Source organism: Variovorax sp. M-6, from assembly GCF_052114385.1.
Lineage (GTDB): Bacteria > Pseudomonadota > Gammaproteobacteria > Burkholderiales > Burkholderiaceae_C > Variovorax.
Map to the genome: position 1 here is coordinate 1 of NZ_JBFREQ010000020.1, position 20,213 is coordinate 20,213.

Annotated in this window: 24 protein-coding genes; 5 read left to right on the forward strand and 19 right to left on the reverse strand. The window is 67.5% G+C overall.

Annotated elements, in window-relative coordinates; genetic code table 11:
* From AB4Z46_RS21160 to AB4Z46_RS21200, 9 genes are all read right to left on the reverse strand, one after another.
* Nucleotides 1-144: GTP-binding protein (locus AB4Z46_RS21160; RefSeq protein ID WP_341888899.1), on the reverse strand; the 144-nt coding region annotated here is incomplete at its 3' end.
* Between the two features lie 123 nt (nt 145-267).
* Nucleotides 268-2,370, reverse strand: coding sequence for an elongation factor G (gene fusA, locus AB4Z46_RS21165; RefSeq protein ID WP_442285506.1), 2,103 nt, complete (start codon nt 2,368-2,370; stop codon nt 268-270).
* Nucleotides 2,371-2,457: 87 nt separating this feature from the next.
* Entirely contained in the window at nt 2,458-2,931 is a 474-nt protein-coding gene (gene rpsG / locus AB4Z46_RS21170) for a 30S ribosomal protein S7 (RefSeq protein ID WP_028249583.1), read from the reverse strand.
* A gap of 147 nt (nt 2,932-3,078) precedes the next feature.
* Nucleotides 3,079-3,456, reverse strand: a complete 378-nt coding sequence (rpsL, locus tag AB4Z46_RS21175) for a 30S ribosomal protein S12 (protein ID WP_013543948.1) — start codon at nt 3,454-3,456, stop codon at nt 3,079-3,081.
* Nucleotides 3,457-3,727: 271 nt separating this feature from the next.
* Nucleotides 3,728-4,897, reverse strand: coding sequence for a D-alanyl-D-alanine carboxypeptidase family protein (locus tag AB4Z46_RS21180; protein WP_442285507.1), 1,170 nt, complete (start codon nt 4,895-4,897; stop codon nt 3,728-3,730).
* A 24-nt stretch (nt 4,898-4,921) separates the two neighbouring features.
* Nucleotides 4,922-5,554: an alpha/beta hydrolase gene (locus tag AB4Z46_RS21185; RefSeq protein ID WP_442285508.1), complete on the reverse strand. Its 633-nt coding sequence runs from the start codon at nt 5,552-5,554 to the stop codon at nt 4,922-4,924.
* Nucleotides 5,555-5,706: 152 nt separating this feature from the next.
* The gene (locus tag AB4Z46_RS21190) at nt 5,707-6,060 is read right to left on the reverse strand and encodes a (2Fe-2S) ferredoxin domain-containing protein (protein ID WP_442285509.1); all 354 of its coding nucleotides are present in this window, start codon (nt 6,058-6,060) and stop codon (nt 5,707-5,709) included.
* A 9-nt stretch (nt 6,061-6,069) separates the two neighbouring features.
* Nucleotides 6,070-7,191, reverse strand: a complete 1,122-nt coding sequence (locus tag AB4Z46_RS21195) for a VanZ family protein (RefSeq protein WP_442285510.1) — start codon at nt 7,189-7,191, stop codon at nt 6,070-6,072.
* A gap of 5 nt (nt 7,192-7,196) precedes the next feature.
* Nucleotides 7,197-7,625, reverse strand: a complete 429-nt coding sequence (locus tag AB4Z46_RS21200) for a CopD family protein (RefSeq protein WP_442285511.1) — start codon at nt 7,623-7,625, stop codon at nt 7,197-7,199.
* A gap of 345 nt (nt 7,626-7,970) precedes the next feature.
* On the opposite strand from AB4Z46_RS21200, the gene hemB reads away from it, so the two are divergent.
* Entirely contained in the window at nt 7,971-8,975 is a 1,005-nt protein-coding gene (gene hemB, locus AB4Z46_RS21205; RefSeq protein ID WP_442285512.1) for a porphobilinogen synthase, read from the forward strand.
* A gap of 78 nt (nt 8,976-9,053) precedes the next feature.
* On the forward strand, nt 9,054-10,193 hold the full coding sequence (locus AB4Z46_RS21210) for a magnesium transporter CorA family protein (protein WP_442285513.1): 1,140 nt from the start codon (nt 9,054-9,056) through the stop codon (nt 10,191-10,193).
* A 62-nt stretch (nt 10,194-10,255) separates the two neighbouring features.
* Here AB4Z46_RS21210 and AB4Z46_RS21215 read toward each other — a convergent pair whose 3' ends face one another.
* Together AB4Z46_RS21215 and AB4Z46_RS21220 are read right to left on the reverse strand one after the other, a co-directional pair.
* On the reverse strand, nt 10,256-10,624 hold the full coding sequence (locus AB4Z46_RS21215) for a DUF4148 domain-containing protein (RefSeq protein WP_442285514.1): 369 nt from the start codon (nt 10,622-10,624) through the stop codon (nt 10,256-10,258).
* A 212-nt stretch (nt 10,625-10,836) separates the two neighbouring features.
* Entirely contained in the window at nt 10,837-11,187 is a 351-nt protein-coding gene (locus tag AB4Z46_RS21220; protein ID WP_442285515.1) for an alpha/beta hydrolase, read from the reverse strand.
* 124 nt (nt 11,188-11,311) lie between these two features.
* Here AB4Z46_RS21220 and AB4Z46_RS21225 point away from each other — a divergent pair, with 124 nt between their 5' ends.
* Entirely contained in the window at nt 11,312-12,268 is a 957-nt protein-coding gene (locus tag AB4Z46_RS21225; RefSeq protein ID WP_442285516.1) for a LysR substrate-binding domain-containing protein, read from the forward strand.
* On the opposite strand, the gene AB4Z46_RS21230 is transcribed toward AB4Z46_RS21225, so the two are convergent.
* The 3 genes from AB4Z46_RS21230 to AB4Z46_RS21240 are packed head-to-tail and all read right to left on the reverse strand — an operon-like array spanning nt 12,261 to nt 14,478.
* Complete coding sequence (locus AB4Z46_RS21230) at nt 12,261-13,136, reverse strand: amidohydrolase family protein (protein ID WP_442285619.1); 876 nt, start codon at nt 13,134-13,136, stop codon at nt 12,261-12,263. The genes AB4Z46_RS21225 and AB4Z46_RS21230 overlap by 8 nt on opposite strands.
* Before the next feature lie 35 nt (nt 13,137-13,171).
* Nucleotides 13,172-13,855: a dienelactone hydrolase family protein gene (locus AB4Z46_RS21235; protein ID WP_442285517.1), complete on the reverse strand. Its 684-nt coding sequence runs from the start codon at nt 13,853-13,855 to the stop codon at nt 13,172-13,174.
* 2 nt (nt 13,856-13,857) lie between these two features.
* Nucleotides 13,858-14,478: a 2-hydroxychromene-2-carboxylate isomerase gene (locus AB4Z46_RS21240; protein ID WP_442285518.1), complete on the reverse strand. Its 621-nt coding sequence runs from the start codon at nt 14,476-14,478 to the stop codon at nt 13,858-13,860.
* A gap of 70 nt (nt 14,479-14,548) precedes the next feature.
* Between AB4Z46_RS21240 and AB4Z46_RS21245 the strand changes: the two genes are divergently transcribed.
* Both AB4Z46_RS21245 and AB4Z46_RS21250 read left to right on the forward strand, forming a co-directional pair.
* Nucleotides 14,549-15,295 (forward strand): SDR family oxidoreductase, encoded by a 747-nt coding sequence (locus AB4Z46_RS21245; RefSeq protein WP_442285519.1) that lies wholly within the window; start codon nt 14,549-14,551, stop codon nt 15,293-15,295.
* Nucleotides 15,296-15,309: 14 nt separating this feature from the next.
* Entirely contained in the window at nt 15,310-15,951 is a 642-nt protein-coding gene (locus AB4Z46_RS21250) for a MarC family protein (RefSeq protein ID WP_442285620.1), read from the forward strand.
* A gap of 3 nt (nt 15,952-15,954) precedes the next feature.
* On the opposite strand, the gene AB4Z46_RS21255 is transcribed toward AB4Z46_RS21250, so the two are convergent.
* From AB4Z46_RS21255 to AB4Z46_RS21275, 5 genes are read right to left on the reverse strand one after another with little or no spacing between them, the layout of a single operon-like run.
* A complete protein-coding gene (locus tag AB4Z46_RS21255; protein WP_442285520.1) occupies nt 15,955-16,413 on the reverse strand; it encodes a metallophosphoesterase family protein in 459 nt (152 codons plus the stop codon).
* A 30-nt stretch (nt 16,414-16,443) separates the two neighbouring features.
* The gene (locus AB4Z46_RS21260) at nt 16,444-17,094 is read right to left on the reverse strand and encodes an ABC-type transport auxiliary lipoprotein family protein (RefSeq protein ID WP_442285521.1); all 651 of its coding nucleotides are present in this window, start codon (nt 17,092-17,094) and stop codon (nt 16,444-16,446) included.
* A gap of 20 nt (nt 17,095-17,114) precedes the next feature.
* Nucleotides 17,115-18,098 (reverse strand): MlaD family protein, encoded by a 984-nt coding sequence (locus AB4Z46_RS21265; protein ID WP_442285522.1) that lies wholly within the window; start codon nt 18,096-18,098, stop codon nt 17,115-17,117.
* Nucleotides 18,099-18,103: 5 nt separating this feature from the next.
* Complete coding sequence (locus tag AB4Z46_RS21270; protein ID WP_442285523.1) at nt 18,104-18,931, reverse strand: ABC transporter ATP-binding protein; 828 nt, start codon at nt 18,929-18,931, stop codon at nt 18,104-18,106.
* Entirely contained in the window at nt 18,931-20,079 is a 1,149-nt protein-coding gene (locus AB4Z46_RS21275) for an MlaE family ABC transporter permease (protein WP_442285621.1), read from the reverse strand. The genes AB4Z46_RS21270 and AB4Z46_RS21275 overlap by 1 nt, the downstream gene beginning before the upstream one ends.
* Nucleotides 20,080-20,213: the final 134 nt, after the last annotated feature.

Here is a 20,213-nt window from a genome sequence, read left to right on the forward strand (position 1 = left end):
GTCGTAGGCCTTCGCTTCGCCGCCGAACTTGGCCGACAGCACGGTGGCGATCGCCGCCGTCAGCGTCGTCTTGCCATGGTCCACGTGACCGATCGTGCCCACGTTGACGTGCGGCTTCGTGCGGGTGAATTTTCCTTTTGCCATTTTCTATCCTTGAAAGAGCATTGCCCGTGTGAGGTTTAACGTCTGCACCCTGTTGCTGGTTCTCTCGCCACGGGCAACGAGAGGCACAGGGTCGCAGACCCGGGGCGCGAGCCCCTTGACTTGTTACTTGGAGCGCGACGCGACGATGGCTTCAGCCACGTTGCGCGGTGCTTCGGAGTAGTGCTTGAATTCCATCGTGTACGTGGCGCGGCCTTGGGTGGCCGAGCGCAGCGTGGTCGAGTAGCCGAACATTTCCGACAGCGGGACTTCAGCCTTGATGAGCTTGCCGCCGCCGATCATGTCGTCCATGCCCTGCACCATGCCGCGACGCGACGAGAGGTCGCCCATCACGTTGCCGGCGTAGTCTTCAGGCGTTTCGACTTCCACGGCCATCATCGGCTCAAGGATCACCGGCGAAGCCTTGCGGGCGCCTTCCTTGAAACCGAAGATCGCAGCCATCTTGAAGGCCATTTCGTTCGAGTCCACGTCGTGGTACGAACCGAAGTGCAGCGTGACCTTGACGTCGACGACCGGATAGCCGGCCAGCACGCCTTGCGTCAGCGCTTCGATCACGCCCTTCTCGACCGCGGGGATGTACTCGCGCGGCACCACGCCGCCCTTGATCGCGTCGACGAACTCGAAGCCCTTGCCGGCTTCGTTCGGCTCGAGCTTGAGCACCACGTGGCCGTACTGGCCCTTGCCGCCCGATTGGCGAACGAACTTGCCTTCGGCATCTTCGACCGTCTTGCGAATGGTTTCGCGGTAGGCCACTTGCGGCTTGCCGACGTTGGCTTCGACGCCGAACTCGCGCTTCATGCGGTCCACGATGATTTCGAGGTGGAGCTCGCCCATGCCGGAGATGATGGTCTGGCCGGATTCTTCGTCGGAACGCACGCGGAACGACGGATCTTCGGAGGCCAGGCGCTGCAGCGCGATGCCCATCTTTTCCTGGTCGGCCTTGGTCTTGGGCTCGACGGCCTGCGAGATCACGGGCTCGGGGAATTCCATGCGCTCGAGCGTGATGATGGCATCGGGGTCGCACAGCGTTTCGCCGGTCGTGACGTCCTTCAGGCCCACGCAGGCGGCGATGTCGCCGGCACGGATTTCGTCGATTTCGAGACGCTCGTTGGCGTGCATCTGGACGATACGGCCGATGCGCTCCTTCTTGCCCTTGACCGGGTTGTAGACCGTGTCGCCCTTGCTCAGCACGCCCGAATAGACGCGCACGAAGGTCAGCTGGCCCACGTACGGGTCGGTCATCAGCTTGAATGCCAGCGCCGAGAACTTCTCTTCGTCGGCGGGCTTCCGGCTGGTTTCCTTCTCGTCGTCGTCGGTGCCGGCGACCGGCGGGATGTCCAGCGGCGAGGGCATCAGCTCGATCACGGCGTCGAGCATGCGCTGCACGCCCTTGTTCTTGAATGCGCTGCCGCACATCATCGGCTGGATCTCGCCGGCGATGGTGCGGGTGCGCAGGCCGAGCGTGATCTCCGCCTCGGTGAGGTCACCCTCTTCGAGGTACTTGTTCATCAGCTCTTCGGAGGCCTCGGCGGCGCTCTCGACCATCTTCTCGCGCCATTCCTTGGCGGACTCGAGCAGTTCGGCCGGGATCTCGCGGTAGTCGAACTTCATGCCCTGCGAGGCTTCATCCCAGTAGATGGCCTTCATCTTGCGCAGGTCGACCACGCCCTGGAACTTGTCCTCGGCACCGATCGGGATCACGATCGGCACGGGGCTGGCCTTCAGGCGATCGATCATCATCTGGCGCACGCGGAAGAAGTTGGCGCCGATGCGGTCCATCTTGTTCACGAACGCGAGACGGGGCACCTTGTACTTGTTGGCCTGGCGCCAGACGGTCTCGGACTGGGGCTGCACGCCGCCGACCGAGTCGTACACCATCACGGCGCCGTCGAGCACGCGCATCGAGCGTTCGACTTCAATCGTGAAGTCCACGTGGCCCGGGGTGTCGATGATGTTGATGCGGTGCTCGGGCATGGAGTGGTCCATGCCCTTCCAGAAACAGGTCACGGCGGCCGAGGTGATCGTGATGCCGCGCTCTTGCTCCTGCTCCATCCAGTCGGTGGTGGCGGCGCCGTCATGCACTTCGCCCAGCTTGTGGGTCACGCCGGTGTAGAACAGGATGCGTTCGGTGGTGGTCGTCTTGCCGGCGTCGATGTGCGCCGAGATACCGATGTTGCGGTAGCGCTCGATGGGGGTCTTGCGTGCCATGAAATTTACTCCGTTAACGGATGAAAGCCCGCCCACCGGTCTCGGTGGTTCGGGCTTCCAGCCTGTCTGATTAGGGGGGAACGACTCTTAGAAGCGGAAGTGGCTGAAGGCCTTGTTGGCCTCGGCCATGCGGTGCACTTCATCGCGCTTCTTCATGGCGCCGCCACGGCCTTCCGTGGCTTCCATGAGTTCGTTGGCCAGACGCAGGGCCATCGACTTTTCGCCGCGCTTGCGGGCGGCTTCCTTGATCCAGCGCATCGACAGCGCCAGGCGACGGACCGGGCGCACTTCGACTGGCACCTGGTAGTTCGCGCCGCCGACGCGGCGCGACTTCACTTCGACCATCGGCTTCACGTTGTTGATGGCCATCGTGAAGGCTTCCAGCGGGTCCTTGCCCGGGTTCTTCTTCTCGATCTGGTCGAGCGCACCGTAGATGATGCGTTCTGCGACCGCCTTCTTGCCGCCTTCCATGATCACGTTCATGAACTTCGACAGCTCGACATTGCCGTACTTGGGATCCGGCAGGATTTCACGTTTGGGGACTTCGCGACGACGTGGCATTTTTCTAACCTCTTTGCTTCAGTTGGCGCCGTTTCCAGCACCGCGAGAGCCAACAAGAACTCTCACTTACTCGACCCAATATCGGGTCACTTCGCTCGATGCACCGGCCAGGGCACTCGAACACCGCTGATTGAAATACAGAAAGCCTTAGGCCTTCTTGGGGCGCTTCGCGCCGTACTTGGAACGCGACTGCTTGCGGTCTTTCACGCCTTGCAAGTCGAGCGAACCGCGCACGATGTGGTAGCGAACACCGGGCAAGTCCTTGACACGACCGCCGCGAACCAGCACGACGCTGTGTTCCTGCAGGTTGTGGCCTTCGCCGCCGATGTAGGAAATGACTTCGAAGCCGTTGGTCAGGCGCACCTTGGCGACCTTGCGCAGCGCCGAGTTCGGCTTTTTCGGGGTCGTGGTGTAGACCCGGGTGCAGACACCGCGACGTTGCGGCGAGTTCTGCATGGCAGGGCTCTTCGAATTGATCTTTTCGACCGTTCGACCCTGACGCACCAGTTGATTGATGGTTGGCATGTGTAAATAAGTCCCAAAACTACCCCGAAGGCCCCAGGCGTGAACCGGCCGGACGGGGGGAACGACCAATAATTGGCCGAAAACGTGAATCCCTTCGGATTTTCCGAAAAGCCCAACAGTATAGCACGCTCCCAGGTTGCCCGCACTTCGTGTCGGGCGCCCACCCCCTACCGGGGGCAACACCAGCGGCCCGGCGAAGCCGGTTCCGCGGTGTTCCACCAACGGGCCTGGCTGCGCCGGCCGACAGCAATCAAGGGGCGAGCAACTGCAACTACTTGATCCAGAGGCGTACTGCGTCCCAGGCGCGGCCGAGGACGCCTGCTTGCTGCACGGCATCTAACGCCACCAGGGGAACCTCGGCCACGGGCTCGTCGCCCAGCGTGACCTTCAGGGAGCCGATCGGCTGGAACTTGGTAAAGGGCGCGACCAGCGGATCGGGGCGCACCACCTGCGTCTTGATCTTGCCTGCCGAGCCAGCCGGCACAGCCACCACGATGGCGTCCGGACGGCCGAGCTTGACGGTGTTTTCCTTGCCCTTCCAGACCGCCGGCGTCGCCACCGCCTGGTTGGCGTCGAACAGACGGACCGCGTCGAAGGCCGTGTAGCCCCAGTTGAGGAGCTTCTGCGATTCGTTGGCGCGCGCGTTTTCGCTCGCGGCGCCCAGCACGATCGACACCAGGCGCCGACCGCCCGTGAGATTCGGGAAGTCGCGCTTGGCGGTAACGATCATGCAGTAGCCGGCCGCCTGGGTATGGCCGGTCTTCAGGCCGTCGACGGTCGGGTCGCGGAACAGCAGCAGGTTGCGGTTGGTGTCGTTGGTCGACGGCGTGCCGGGGAACCGGTATTTCTTGATCGCGTAGTAGTGCACGTACTCGGGAAAATCGCGCATCAGGCGGGTCGCCAGGATGCTCAGGTCGCGCGCGGTGGTGGTGTGGCCGGGCTCGGTGAGGCCTTCGGGGTTCTTGTAGGTCGTGTTCTTCATGCCCAGGGCCTTGGCCTGCTCGTTCATGAGTTCGACGAAATGCTCGACCGTGCCGCCCACGCCCTCCGCCAGCGCCACCGTGGCGTCGTTGCCCGACTGCACGATCAGGCCCTTGATCAGGTCTTCCACGGGCACCTGCATCTTCGGGTCGATGAACATGCGCGAACCCGGCATCTTCCAGGCGCGCGTGCTGACCGGCAGGGTCTGCTGCAGGCTGATCTTCTTCGCGCGCAGCGCGTCGAAGACCAGGTAGGCCGACATCAGCTTGGTCAGCGACGCCGGTTCGACCTGGCTGTCGATGTCCTTCTGCGCCAGCATCTGGTTGGCAGTGACGTCGAGCAGCATGAAGCTGCGCGCGGCGATCTCCGGCGGCGCCGGCACCTGGGCCCCGGCGGCAAGACAGAAAGATGCGGCAGCGGCGACTGCGAAGGCACGCAGCGCCTCAACAAAACGATTCATGGGGGAGCGAGACGACGAAAAAAACTAGCCCGCGCGCAAATGGCGGACGACGAGGCTCTTGAGCAGCGGCAATTGTCCGTGAAAGAAATGGCCCCCTCCGGGAACGACTGTGACAGGAAGTGACTGCGGCCGGGCCCAGTCCATCACCGCGGCCAGCGGCACGGTGTCGTCCTGCTCGCCGTGCACCACCAGGGCGCACTCGTGGGCCTCGGCCGGCAGCGCCGCGACCGAGAAGCGCGCCGCCGCCGTGCCGACCAGCACCACGTGGTGGATGTCGCGCGCGGCCCAGAGCTTGTCGATGGCGCAGCTGGCGACGAAGGCGCCGAAGGAAAAGCCGGCGATCGCCAGCGGCCCCTCGGGCGCCAATTGCTCGACCACCGCGCGCATGTCCTCGCACTCCCCGCGGCCTTCGTCGTGCACACCTTCGCTGGCGCCGACACCGCGGAAGTTGAAGCGCACCGCGGTCCAGCCGCAGGCGACGAAGGCGCGCGCCAGCGTCTGCACCACCTTGTTGTCCATGCTGCCGCCGAACAGCGGATGCGGATGGGCGATCACCGCCACGCCGAGCGCCGGCGCACCTTCGGCCGCGCGGTCGCGCAGTACTTCGATGACGCCTGCCGCGCCCTTCAGTTGGAGCTTTTCGGTCCGCGCGTTCATCTCAGTTTTCCACCACGCGATCACATCGCCCACGACGCATGAAACCGGCGCAGTCAAAGGCCAGGAACGCCGCGGAACCGGCTCTGCCGGGCCGCTGGGGTTGCCCCCTTGAGGGGGAGGCGCCGCAAGGCGCATCGGGGGTGAGCTTCATACTAGCGACCGACATCGGGCGACAGCAGCAGCCGCTCGACCACTTGGCCGTTCTTGAGGTGCGACTCGACGATCTCGTCGATGTCCTCGTCGTCCACGAAGGTGTACCAGACCGCGTCCGGATAGACGACGGCGACCGGCCCACCGGCGCAGCGGTCCAGGCAGCCGGCCTTGTTGACCCGGACCTTGCCGGGTCCGGCCAAGCCGGCCTCCTTGACGCGCGACTTGCAGCGATCGAAACCGGCCTGGGCCTCGTGCTTCGAGCAGGAATCCTCGCCACTCTTGCGTTCGTTCAGGCAGAAGAAGATGTGGCGGCCGTAATAGCCCGCCGGCGCGGGAATGCTGGAACTCGACATCGACCCATTCTATTGAGCCGGCGCGCCGGGCGCCCTGCGCGACAGCTCTACCAGTACGTAAGCGAGGGTTGCAAAAGGCCAGGTCCAGCCCAGCCACTGCGCAAGGCCATGGAAGCGGATGAACCGCCCCTGCTCCCAGGTCGCCAGCGTCTGGGCGAAATAAGCGCTCTCGGGCGCCTGGTTCAGGAGGCTCAGGTGCACCACCAGCGCGATCAGCAGCAGGGCCGCGCAGAAGCGCCGCGGAGCGCCCAGCAGCAGCACGCCGATGAACAGAGCGGCCGCGATGCCGACTTGCACCGGCAGGCTGAGCCAGGCCCAGGCGTGCGGCGGCCCGTAGCTGAGCGCCGCCGACAGCGCCGAGGCGCCCACGCCCGCCAGCAGGATCAACGGCAGCAGGATCGCCCGCCGGGCGGCCGAACGCGTGACCAGAAAGCCGAGCAGGCAAGGCACCAGCGCGCCCAGCATGACGCAGAGCAGTTCGACCCCCGGCACCAGGGGTTCGAGTTCGAACTCGCGCACCGGCATCCATTCGATGAAGGGCGTGTCGACCAGCCAGTCGGCAATGCCGGCCTCGAGCCGCTCGAACACCTGGCCCAGGCCGAAGCTGACGGCGGCCGGAAACAGCAGCGCGATCGGCCACAGGGCCAGCAGCACCAGCCCGCCGCGCGAATCGTCGACGAACCAGTTCGAGCGGGTCCGATGCCAGTGGGCGACCGCGCCGACACGCTCGAGCACCGCCGCGAGCACCGCGCCGACGAACGCGCCGACGATGTTGAGCCCGAGGTCGACGTTGGAGGGAATGCGCGCCGGCAGGTAGCTCTGCAAGGTTTCCATGGCGAACGAAATCGCCGCGGCCACGGCCGTGGCACGAAGCACGGCGCGGATGCCGCCGGTGGCCGGCCGGTTGCGGATCACCGCGATGGCGGCGAGAAAACCCAGCGGCAGATAACCGACGACATTGATGCCGAAGTCGAAGCCGGTCCAGTACTTGGGCCAGGGCGCCGCCAGGTAGGCCCAGGGCGCGATGCCCTGGTCGCGCCAGTCGGCGAAGGGATACAGGCTCGCGTAGACGATCAGCGCCGCGTAGGCGAGCGCCAGCGGCAAGGCGACGGATTTGTGCTGCGTGGCCACCGCATTCAGAACGGCTTGACGACGACCAGCACCACGATGGCGAGCAGCAGCAGCACGGGCAGTTCGTTGAACCAGCGGTACCAGCGATGGCTGCGGCGGTCGTTGCCCGCCACGAAACGGCGCAGCAGCACGCCGCAGCCATGGTGATAGCCGATGGCCACCAGCACCAGGGCCAGCTTCGCATGCATCCAGCCGCTGCCCGGTCCGCGGCCGATGCCGTAGCCGAGCCAGAGCCACAGTCCGAAGCCGAGCGCCGGCACGGCGAGGAAGGTCATGAAGCGGAACAGCTTTTGCCCCATCAGCACCAGCCGGGCCCGCTCGGCGACCGATTCCGGCGCGACCAGTGCCAGGTTGACGAAGATGCGCGGCAGATAGAACAGTCCCGCGAACCAGCTGGCGATGAAGACGATGTGCAGCGATTTGACCCAGAGCATGGCGGCAGTTTAGTGGGGCGCTCCCTCCCCGCCCGGCCCACGCCCGCCGTCGGACGCGCAAAAAAAAGCCCGACGTCAAAACGTCGGGCTTGGGAAGCCCTTTTGCTGTCACACATCAAGGCACCCGCTCAGGGAGGAAAAGCGGGGAGCGGCAAGCCGCCCGGGACAGAATTTAACAAAGGCAAAACAACCTATCAAGCAAGACGGGCCATTTTTTTAACCTTATGGTTGAAACCACTAGTACCAATAGCTTCGTTTCATTCTCGATTGCGAGCAGAAATAAGCAGAAGATCGTGTGAAAGCCGGATTCCAAGCGGTCGTCGCTCTTGGGGCACAATTTTCGACATGACCTTCCACGCCTCTTTTCCCGCCGGCCGGCCGCGCCGCCTGCGCCGGGACGCGTTCACGCGCAATCTCGTGCGCGAGCACACACTCACAACCAATGACCTGATCTACCCGGTGTTCGTGCAGGAGGGAGAGAAACGGCGCGACGCGGTCGCGTCGATGCCGGGCGTGGAACGGCTGAGCCTCGACCTGCTGCTGCCGGTCGCCGAGCAGTGCGTGGCGCTCGGCGTTCCCGTGATGGCCTTGTTCCCCGTCATCGATGCCCGGCTGAAGACGCCGGCCGGCGACGAGGCCTTCAATCCCGACGGCCTGATCCCGCGCGTGGTGGCGGCGCTCAAGTCGCGCTTTCCCGAGCTCGGCGTGATGACCGACGTCGCGCTCGACCCCTACACCAGCCACGGCCAGGACGGGCTGCTCGACGACAGCGGCTACATCCTCAACGATCCCACCGTCGAAGTGCTGGTCAAGCAGGCGCTCGCCCAGTCGCGCGCCGGCGTCGACATCGTGGCGCCGAGCGACATGATGGACGGCCGGATCGGCGCGATCCGCAACGCGCTCGAGGCGCGCGGCGACATCCACACGCGGATCATGGCCTACAGCGCCAAGTACGCGAGCGCCTTCTACGGCCCCTTCCGCGACGCGGTCGGCTCGGCCGCCAACCTCGGCAAGAGCGACAAGAAGGTCTACCAGATGGACCCGGGCAACAGCGACGAAGCGCTGCGCGAAATCGCGATCGACATCGCCGAAGGCGCCGACATGGTGATGGTGAAGCCCGGCATGCCCTACCTGGACATCGTGCGCCGGGTGAAGGATGAATTCCGGGTGCCTACCTTCGCCTACCAGGTGAGCGGCGAGTACGCGATGCTCAAGGCCGCGGCCCAGAACGGCTGGCTGGACCACGACGCGGTGATGATCGAAAGCCTCCTGGCCTTCAAGCGCGCCGGGGCCGACGGCGTGCTGACCTATTTCGCGCTCGATGCGGCGCGGCTGCTCAAGCAAAACTGAGACCTTGCGGGACAGACCCGCAAAACTGCACGGCAGTTTTTTGCTCTGTCCTCAACTGACTAGGAATACGCCCCCCCCATGCGCATCTTCAAGATCGACGGCACGCAGGTCACCGAGCACGACGCGCTGGCGCCGATGGCGGCGCCGGGCGCCTGCGAACGGGGCTACCTGTGGCTGTCGCTGACGCGGGACGAATTCCGGACCTCGCTGCCGCAGGTGCAGGAGGTGCTGCAGTCGCTGTGCGGCACCCTGCTGCTGGACCTCCACGTGAGCGATCTGCTCAACGACCAGTTGCCCTCGCGCTACGACTACACCTCGCAGTACGACCTGCTGGTGTTCCGCCGGCTGGCCGCCTCCAACGGCAAGGAGCCGTCGCCGAAGGCCGACACGCCGGTGCGCGGCGGCCCGACCGTGCTGCGCCGGGTGGACACCCGTCCGGTCGGCTTCGCGGTGTTCGATCGCGTGCTGCTGTCGGTGCATCCCGAGGACGGTACGGTGCGCGACGCCTTCGCCGCCAAGCTGCTGGCGGCGGCGGCCGCGCCGGACGACCGCGGCCGCGCGGCGGTCCCGGCGCTCGACATCCGCGCGGTGTCCTCCCGCATGCCCTCGGGCCCTGCCGACCTGATGCTGCGCGTCGTCAACCAGATCGTCGACGCCTACCTCGACCTGCGGCGCGAGTTGACACGCCAGCTCGACCACTGGCAGGCCGAGCTGATCGACCCGCGCAGCCGCTTCACCAACTGGAGCGCGCTGATGGATTCCCGGCAGTCGCTCTACCACCTCGATGAGATCTGCGAGGACCAGCGCGGCGCAATCCAGGACTGGATTGATGCACTCGAGACCTTGCCGACGCCGGCGGGCACCGCCGAGCAGCGCGAGCGCGAACTGGTCATGGTCCGCAGCCGCGACGTCCTCGAGCACATCGAGCGCGTGGTGCACCACGTCCGGCGGCTCGAGCAGAACGCCGAAACCGCGGTCCAGATGCATTTCAGCGTCCAGGGCCACCGCGCCAACGACATCATGCGGGTGCTGACCGTGCTGACCGCGATCTTCCTGCCGCTGAACCTGATTGCCGGCATCTTCGGCATGAACTTCGAGTTCATCCCCCTGGTGCACAAGGCCGACGGCTTCTGGATCGCGATGGGATCGATGGGCGTGATCGCGGTGGTGCTGATCCTCGTCTTCTGGCGCAAGCGCTACCTGGCCCGACCCCATTGACCCATTGAAAAAGCCGGAGGGCGCTCTCGCGCCCTCCGGCTTCTGGTCAGGCAGCGCCCGGCTTACTTGACGGTTGCGGCGCCGGCCTTCTGGGCTTCCACGCGCGGTTCCGCCGACTTGTTCATGGTCGAGATCACGCGGCTGTTGACGCGCGAACCGCCGACGACGTTCTGGTCGGGTGCGTTCGCGGTGGCGACGGCCTGGGCACGCACGGCTTCCGGGTTGGCGACCGAGTTGAAAGGCTCGGCGCCGCGCGAACCGCGCACCACGTTCTGGTTCGGCGCAGCCGCGGTACGGACCGCTTCGGCGCTGACTTCGTCGCGGCTCTTGGCCGAGACGGCGGTGTGCACGCCCTGGTAGGTTTCGGCCTGGGCGCCAGCGGCGGCGAGGAAGGACAGTGCGGCAGCGGCGAGGATGCGGGAGGTCTTCATTTCAGTTCCTTTGGAGTCGTCGGAGTTGGTTTCAAACCAGGCTCGCTGTCGCTGGCCTGTGCGCTCGAGTGTCGAGCCGAATCCCTAAGGGAAAACACCAAGAAAAGAGACACCGCGTTTCCCGGATCGAAACAATCCCGATTCCCAGGGGGAAAAGGGAAAAGCCGGACCGTGCCTCGGCATGGTCCGGCCCTCCGGCCCATCGACGCGGATCAGAGGCCGGCTTGCTGCGTCACCGGGCGGACGATCTTGTATTGCGCCGGCACCACGCTGTTCACGAAGGCCTTGCGGTCCAGGTTCTGGTTCGGCTCGTGGGCGGTCGCCACGGCCTGGGCACGGATCGTTGCGCGGTCGGCCGGGGCGGTCAACGCCGGGGCGACGCGCGAGGACACGCCGTCTGCATAGGGGTTCTCGCTGCGCGCGGCCACCACGGCCTGGGCATTCACATCGGCGCGGCTGTTGGCCGACACCGGGGCTTGCACGCCTTCGTAGGTTTCGGCCTGGGCACCCGCGGCGGCCAGGATCGAAAGGGCGGCGGCGGCGATGATCTTCGAAGTCTTCATTTCAGTGTCCTTTGTGTACTTGGGGGGTGGGCTGCTCAGTGGGATAGAGTCTGCCTCAGATTTCTAGGTATAAACCCTATGAAAATGAATCAGGGTGTTCATCAAACAGAAACAATGGAGCGCCATGGACGGCCTGGAACTGCTGAAGACCTTTCGTGAAGTCGCCTTGCGCGGCAGCTTCTCTCGTGCCGCCCACTCGCTCGGGATGTCCAAGGCCAACGCCAGCAAGTACGTAGCGCTGCTGGAAACCCGCTTCGGCGTGCGCCTGCTCAATCGCTCGACACGCTCGGTGAGCCTGACCGACGCGGGCCACCTGCTGCTCGAGCGCAGCAAGCCGCTGCTCGAGATGATCGAGCTGACCCAGTCCGAACTGCAGGGGCACGCGGGACACCCGCGAGGCCGGCTGCGGGTCACGGCGCCGCACGGGCTCGGCCAGAGCAGCTTTTCGGGACTGATCGGCGAGTTCATGGTCACCTACCCGGACGTGCACGTGAGCCTGCACGTGAGCAATCGCGTGATCGACCTGGTCGAGGAAGGGGTGGACATCGCCCTGCGGCTGGGCCGCATCCGGGACGAGAACCTGATCGTGCGACGCCTGCGGCTGATGGACCTGGCCCTGTGCGCCACGCCCAGCTACTGGGCCCGGCGCGGCATGCCGAAGCAGCCGGACGACATGCGCCGGCACGACGTCCTGACTTATTCGCTGGCAGGCGGCGCGCCGCACCTGCCGTTCGAGGTCGACGGCCAGCCCTACAGCGTGCCTGTGACCAGCCGCATGGACGCCAACGACGCCGCGCCGCTGATCGGCGTCGCGCTGGCCGGGCTCGGTGCGGTCTGCGTGCCGACGATGATGGCGCAGTCGCACATCGAACGCGGCGCGCTGGTGCCGGTGCTGAAGGAATTCATGCCGCGCGACCTCTGGCTGTACGCCGCCTATTCGCAGCGCCGCCACAACAGCGCCGCGCTGCGGGCGCTGCTGGACTTTCTCGAAGCGCGCGTGCGAGGCCCCGAACCCTCGGCCGAACCCGAAAAGCCTCCCGCCGCCGGCGGCCGGCGCGTGAAGCAGCAACCCGCTACCTGAGGCCGAACATCGCAGCCGCGTTGCCCCAGGCGATGCGCTGCGCGACCTCCGGCGGCAAGTCGCCGAGCCACGCGCGGTAGCCGCGCATGATCTCGTCGTAGGCGCTCCAGCGCTGGTTCACCCAGGTGTCGGAACCCACCATGAAGCGGTCGGGGTAGCGCAGGATCAGCGCGCGCCATTCGGGGCACAGCATGCCGCCCTCGCAGGTGAGCCCGGGCCGGTACGACAACTCGCCCATCAGCCCGGGATAGCGCTCCAGCAGCGCCTGGACCCGTTCGATCGGCGGGCCGGCGATGCCGGTGTGCGCCCATATCAGGCGCAGCGCCCGGCCCTTGGACGGCGCATGGGCCATCAGCCGATCGATCGCCACGTCGTCCACGTGAGCGAGTACGGCGAGCTGCTTCTGTTCCGCGAGGACGATCAGTTTCCTGGCGACCGGCCCGTCGGCGTTGGCGCTGTCGTAGAGATGGAACTCGCCCAGCCCCTTGTACGGACCGCTCGACGTGCCGCGGGCCAGCTCGGCCTGCACCATCTCGTAGATGCTCTCGTCGCGGAACCAGTTGCCGTAGTCGTCGCGGTTGCGGTAGAGCCGCACGAAGGGCACCACCGCCACGCCGGCCTCGCGCGCTTCGCGGGCGGCAGCGAGCGTCTGCGTCCCGGCGTTGGGGCGGGAGTTGGCGACGATCGCCTTCACGCCGTTGCGCTGCATCCGTGCCAGCGCATCGGCCGGCGGATAGGGCCCGGTGCTGCCGTCCCAGGCCTCCTGGTTGTAGTGCAGGTGGGCGTCGAACAGCGGCCCGGCATAGTCGGCCGACCACGCGCCCGAGCCGAAGGCCATCGCCACCGCCGCGACCAGCGCGGACGGCATGAACCGCTGGCGGCTGGCGGCCATGGACGGCCCGCTCAGCCCAGGTGCCTGGCGAAGAACGCCAGCGTTCGCTCCCTGGCCAGCTTGGCCGCGGAGGCGTCGTAGGAGCCGCGCTGGTCGCAGTTGAAGCCGTGGCCGCATTCGTAGACCTGGACCTCGACGTCGGGATGCGCCTTCCTGAAGGCGTCGACGGTGTCGAGCGGAATCCAGTGGTCGTGGCTGCCGAAATGGACCAGCACCGGCACCTTGGGCTGGAGCGCGCTTTCTTTCGGCGTGGTCATGCCGCCGCCGTAATACGGGGCTGCCGCCGCCAGGCCCGACACGCCGGCCGCCGCGCGCCAGGTCAGGAGGCCGCCCCAGCAATAGCCCACGATACCGACCTTGCCGGCCCGCGCCGCGTGGTCGACCGCCGCCTGGATGTCCTGCAGCACGCCGGGCGCCGGCAAGGCCTCGACCGCGGTCTTGAGCGCGAAGCCGGCCTTCATGTCGTCGTCGGTGTAGCCCAGCTCGACGCCTTGCTGCGCCCGGTGGAAGGTCGCCGGTGCCACCGCCAGGTAGCCTTCGGCCGCATAGCCGTCGGCCACCGCGCGGATGTGCGAGTTGACGCCGAAGATCTCCTGTACCACGACGACGGCCCCCTTGGGCTTGCCCGCCGGCTCGGCCACGTAGGCGGGAAAGCTGAAGCCGTCCCTGGCGGTGAGGTCGATGAATTGGCCCATGGTCATGCTCCTGGATGGGATGTCTGGCGATTCAGGGCGCGCTCGACGAAATCGAGCCGGTCCTGGCCCCAGAAGATCTCGCCGTCGATCACGTAGCTCGGGGCGCCGAACACCTTGGTGTCGATGGCCTGCTGCGTGTAGTCCTCGTAGCGCTCCTGCACCGCCTGGCTTTGCGCCTGGTCGACGCGGCGGGCGTCGAGCCCGCATTCCGCCGCCAGCGCCTCCAGCACCTTCGGGTCGGCGATGTTGCGCTCCTGAACCCAGACCGCCGCGAACACCGCGCCGCAGAGCTTCATCGCGGCTTCGGTGCCGTCGTGCAGGTCGGCCGCGATGATGAGCCGGGCGGCGTCATCGCTGGCGACCGGGAAGAACTTGGGTTTGGGGTTCAGGGCGATGTCCAGGTGCTGCGAGAAGCGGACCAGGTCCACCAGGCGGTAGGCCTGCCGCTGCGGCGCGCGCTTGCCCAGCGGCAGTCCGCCCGAGACCGGGAACACGGCGCCGAAATCGATCGGGCGCACGCGCACCGTGGCGCCCGAGGCCTTCGCGATGGCGGCGAAGCGCGCATGGCCGAGGTAGGTCCAGGGGCTTTGCGGCGTGAAGTAGTAGTCGATGCTGCGGCTCAAGAGCGTCTCCTCGATGATGTAATCCGCTGTGGTTTTAACTGACGCGCGGCTTCCGTGCAGGAGGTGGGATTTGGACCAGGTGCTCTTGATCACCGGCGGCAGCCGCGGCATCGGCGCCGCGACCGCGCTGCTGGCGGCGCGCCGCGGCTACGCGGTCGCGGTCAACTATGCCAGCAACTCGCTGGCCGCCGACGAAGTGGTGCGGGCCATCCGCGCCGCCGGCGGCACTGCGATCACGGTCCAGGCCGACGTCGGCGACGAGGCGCAGGTGCTTGCGATGTTCGAGAAGGTCGACGCCAAGCTCGGCCGCCTGACGGCGCTGGTCAACAACGCCGGCGTGGTCGACGTGCAGTCGCGCGTCGACCAGATGAGCGTGGCGCGGCTCGAACGCATGCTGCGCATCAACGTGATCGGCAGCTTCGTCTGCGCCCGCGAGGCGGTGCGGCGCATGAGCACGAAGCATGGCGGCGACGGCGGCGCGATCGTCAACCTCTCGAGTGCGGCCGCGCGGCTCGGCTCGCCGGGCCAGTACGTGGACTACGCCGCGAGCAAGGGCGCGATCGAGAGCTTCACCGTCGGGCTGGCCAAGGAGGTCGCGGACGAAGGCATTCGCGTCAACGCGGTGCGCCCGGGGCTGATCGACACCGAGATCCATGCCTCGGGCGGCCTGCCCGACCGCGCGTTCCAGCTGGCCTCGACCGTGCCGATGAAGCGCACCGGCAGCGCCGACGAGGTGGCCAACGGCATCGTCTGGCTGCTGTCGGCCGAGGCCGGCTACGTGACGGGAACCTCCCTCGACATCACGGGCGGACGCTGATGGCAACGCCCACGATGGACCTGATCAAGCCGCTGATCACGCTGCTGGCCATCGTGAACCCGCTGGCGATCGTGCCTTTCTTCATCCACTACACGCAGGGCTGCACCGACCACCAGCGCAAGCGCACGGCCTGGGTGTCGGCCTTCAGCGCCTTCATCGTGATCGCGGTCAGCGCGCTGCTGGGGCTGCAGTTGCTGTCCTTCTTCGGCATCTCGATCGCGAGCTTCCAGGTCGGCGGCGGCATGCTGCTGCTGATCAGCTCGCTGTCCATGCTGAACGCCGAGCCGGCGGAGTCGAAGACCAACAAGGACGAGATCCGCGCCACGGAGGTGAAGGCCTCGCTCGGCGCCTCAATCGCCGTCGTGCCGCTGACCATCCCGCTGCTGACCGGCCCGGCCACCATGTCGACGGTGGTCATCTTCGCCGACCGGACGCAGCATGTCTGGGAGCTCGCCATCCTGGTCGGCTACGGCGTGGTGATCGGCCTGGCGACCGGCGTCACCTTCTCGCTGGCCGAGCCGATCGCGCGGGTGCTCGGCAAGACCGGCATCAACGTCATGACGCGGTTGATGGGCCTGATCCTGGCGGCGCTGGCGGTCGAGGTGATGGCCGACGGGCTGGGCACCCTGTTCCCGGTGCTGCACCGCGCCATCTGAGCGCTACGCGCCCAGTTCGACGATGCGCGGCACGATCGCCTCGCCATCGATCCGCAGCTCGGCCACCGAGACCGGCAGCCTGAAGCGGCGCGGCCCGGCACTGCCCGGATTGAGATAGAGCACCGGGCCGCGCTGCTCGGCCCGCGAGCGGTGCGAGTGGCCGGACACCACGACGCGAATGCCGGCCGCGACCGGGTCGATGCGCAGTTGCGCCAGATCGTGGATCACGAAGAGGCGCAGGCCACCGGCTTCCAGCAGCGCCGTCTCCGGCACCGCCTCGGCCCAGGCGCCGCCATCGTTGTTGCCGCGCACCACGGTCAGCGGCGCGAGCGCGGACAAGGCGTCGATGATCTCCAGCCCGCCGATGTCGCCGCCATGCACGATGTGGTCGCAGCCGCGCAGGAAGTCCAGCGCTTCGGGCCGCAGCAGCCCGTGGGTGTCGGAGAGGATGCCGATGCGCATGCGGCCGCCGAAGGCTTCGGTCGCGCGGCCCTACTGCGCGTCGACCCAGGCCACCAGTTCGGCCACCACGACCTCGCTGGCGGCCGCCAGGGCCTTGACGCCGCCGGGCCCGTCGGGGGTCGGCGCCGGTTTCCGGACCATGAAGCTGCGCTGGGCCAGCACCTTGTCGCCGCCGGGCTGGTTGCGGGTCAGGGTGGCGCTCACGCGCACCAGGCCGATGCTGCGCTCGCGCGACTCGAAGTACTGGCTGAATTCCTCCAGCGTGACGCGCAGGGTGTCGGGCAGGCGGCCCGCGGTGCGGGCAATGGTGGCGCTCTCCTCCGGGCCCAGCACCGTGTGACCGGCCGAGAGCGCCTCGCGCAGGCGCTGGCGCAGCAGTTGCGCCGGCGGCTGGCTCCAGCGCGACTGGCCGTAGGGCCGCAGTTCGTTCGCGTCCGCATAGCCGAGGCGGTACAGCAATTGGGTGCCGTCGAGCCGCGAATTGGCATCGACCTCGGCCAGCGCGATCATCGGCAGCGCGCGCGGGGCCGGCGAGGCGGCGGCGGCCGGCGCAGGCGCCGTGCTGCCGGGCCCGAAATCGTAGAGGGCGGCCCGGGCCGGCTTGTCGGGCAGCGCGCCGCACCCCGCCAGCAGCAGCGCGACGGCGAGGCCGGTCAGGGCGTGCTTCAGTGCGTCGTTCATGGGAATCATGGAATGGGCCTTCACGGACTTGCGGTCGCCGCCGGCGCGGAGAAGCCGGGCTCCCCCGGGCCGGCGACGACGCCGCCGCTGCCGAACAGCAGCGACTGCGGGTTGTCGTTGATGCCGTCGGCCRCGCGGCCGAGACGGCGCACCGCGCGGGAGGTGTCGTCGGCGACGCGGTTCACGCGCGGCAGCGTGGCGTTGTTGAAGGAATCCACCGCCTGCGACAGGGCCTTGGTGCCGTCGCCCAGGCGGTCGATCGGACCGTCCTTGGCGTTCAGGCGGGTCGCGGTGGCATTGAAGTTGTTGGCCACGCGCGAGACGTCCGCGGCCGCGGCCTTGACCGTCACCATGGTGTCCTTGGTGCGCTCCACCAGCGGCGGCAGCGCCCTGAGCGCCGGGTTCAGCCCGGTCTTGACCGTGTTGTCGAGCGACTTCGTGAGCTGGTTGGCGCCCGCCGCGGCGGCCGAGATGTTCTCCAGGGCATCGGCGATGCGCTTCTGGTTGTCGTCGCCGAGCAGCGTGTTGACCCGCTGGGTGACTTCCTCGACCCGGTTGATGATGGCCTCGCCGCGGTCCTGCAACTGTGCCAGCAGCGAGGGCCTGAGCGGAATGCGCGGCGGGTTGGCGTTGTCGGGCACCAGCGAGACCTGGGATTCGCCCTTGTCGTCGAGGGCGATGAAGGCCAGCCCGGTGACGCCCTGGTAGCTCAGCGTCGCGAAGGTGGAGGTGGTGAGCGGCACGCGCTCGTCGACGGTGATGCGCACGCGCACATTGCCCTTGACCTTGGGGTCGAAGTCGATCGACGCGACCTTGCCGACCGCGATGCCGCGGTAGCGCACCATCGCCTGCGGCTGCAATCCGCTCACCGGGTCGCGGGTGGAGAGTTCGTACATGTTGCGCACGGTGTCGTCGCGCGTGAGCCAGACCACCAGCGCGACGAGCACGGCGACCAGGCCGAGCACGAAGGCGCCGGCAGCGATGGCATGGGACTTGTTTTCCATGGCGGCTACCTTTGGTTGAGAGGAGCCGGCCGGCTGGCCGCCCCTTCATGGAGCGCTTCCATGGCGCGTCGGCCGCGGCCACCGAGGAAGTACTCGTGGATGAACGGATGCGGATAGGCGATCACGTCGCGCACCGTTCCGGAGACGATCACCTTGTGGTCGGCCAGCACCGCGATCCGGCTGCTGAGGTCGAACAGGGTGTCCAGGTCGTGCGTGACCATCACCACCGTGAGGCCGAGTTCACGGTGCAGACCGCGCAGCAGGTCGCAGAAGCCGTCGGCGCTTTCGGGGTCGAGACCCGCCGTGGGCTCGTCGAGCAGCAACAGCGGGGGGTCCATGATGAGCGCGCGTGCCAGCGCCACCCGCTTGATCATCCCGCCCGACAGATCGGACGGACTCTTGGTGGCCTGCTGCGGGCTCAGGCCGACCATCTGCAGCTTGACCAGCGCGGCGTCGCGGATCAGGTCGTCGGGCAGCAGCTTGAGCTCGCGCAGCGGAAAGGCGATGTTGTCGAGCACGCTGAAGGCCGAGAACAGGGCGCCGTGCTGGAACAGCATGCCGACGTTGGCGGCGCCCATCGCGCTGAGCTGGCCGGGCGGCCGGCCCAGGACCGTGAGCTCGCCCTTCGTCGGGTGCTCGAGCCCGAGGATCTGGCGCAGCAGCACGGTCTTGCCGGTACCCGAGCCGCCCACCAGCGACAGCACCTCGCCGCGCAGGAGGGTCAGGTCGAGATCGCGGTGCACCACCTGGTCGCCGTCGGGCGTCTTGAAGACGGTCCAGAGCTTGCGGATGTCCACCACGCGCTCGGCCTCGTTGGCGGGGAAGTCGGCCATCAGCGGAGCCCCACCCCTTTGAACAGCACGGCGAACAAGGCATCGACCAGGATGACCACCGTGATCGAGGTCACGACCGAGGAGGTGGTGCCGCGGCCGAGGCTTTCGGTGTTGGGCTTCACCTTCAGGCCGAAGTAGCAGCCGATCAGCGCGATCAGGACGCCGAACACGGCCGACTTGGCCAGCGCCAGGTACAGGTTCGACATCGGCACCGCGCGCGGCAGCGCCGACAGGAAGTAGGCCGGCGAGATGTCGAGCGCGAGGTCGGCCGCGATCATGCCGCCGAACAGCGCTGCCATCGAGGTCCACATGCTGATCAGCGGCATCGAGATGGCCAGCGCCAGCACCCGCGGCATCACCAGCCGGAAGCCGTGCGGGATGCCCATCACGCGCATGGCGTCGAGCTCCTCGGTGACCCGCATGACGCCGATCTGCGCGGTGATGGCCGAGCCCGAACGGCCCGCGATCAGCACCGCCGCCAGCACCGGGCCGAGTTCGCGGATCAGCGACAGGCCGAGGATGTTGACGATGAAGGTCTCCGCGCCGTACTGGCGCAGCTGCTGCGAGGTCAGGTAGGCCAGCACCACGCCGATCAGCAGCCCGACCAGGGCCGTAATCGGCAGCGCGGTGGTGCCGAACTGGTAGATCTGGCCCGAGAAATCGCGCCACGGGCCGCGGTGCGGTGCCCGGGCCAGCTTGCCGAGGTCGAGCGTGAGCTGGCCGATCAGCCCGAGGAAGTCGCGCGCCGCGAACATCATGCGCGGCCCGTTGTGGGCGAAGGCCTTGAAGCGCGCGGCCAGCGTCACCACAGGCTCGGTGGGCGCGCTGCAGGTGTACAGGGCGACCTGGTCGAGCACGGCCTTGTGCTGCGAATCCATCTCGAGGCGAGCCGGCCAGGCCTGCCGCCAGTGATCCCAGAGCAACTGGGCGCCGATGTGGTCGAGCTGCTCGATCGGCCGCAGGTCCCAGGGCCGATCGTCCTGCGCGGGAATCCCCTTCAGGCTCTCGGACAGGACACTCCAGGCGCTCGGGGAGGACATCGCCAGCACGGTCCATCGCCCGCTGGCGATCGCCCATCGGCGGCCCTCCTGCTCGCGCTCGGCCACGCGCGGCGGCGCGCCCTGCGCATCTTGCGCGTCGGCGGGCATCGGCGAATCGGTCGGCATGGAGGCGGCGGGCAGGTCGGACAGCGAAAAACGCAACATCGTAACCGGGTGCGTCCGCGCCGGACCTCTCGATGGCCGCCCTTGCATGCAGGCGATCGCGCATCCCTCGGGCGTTT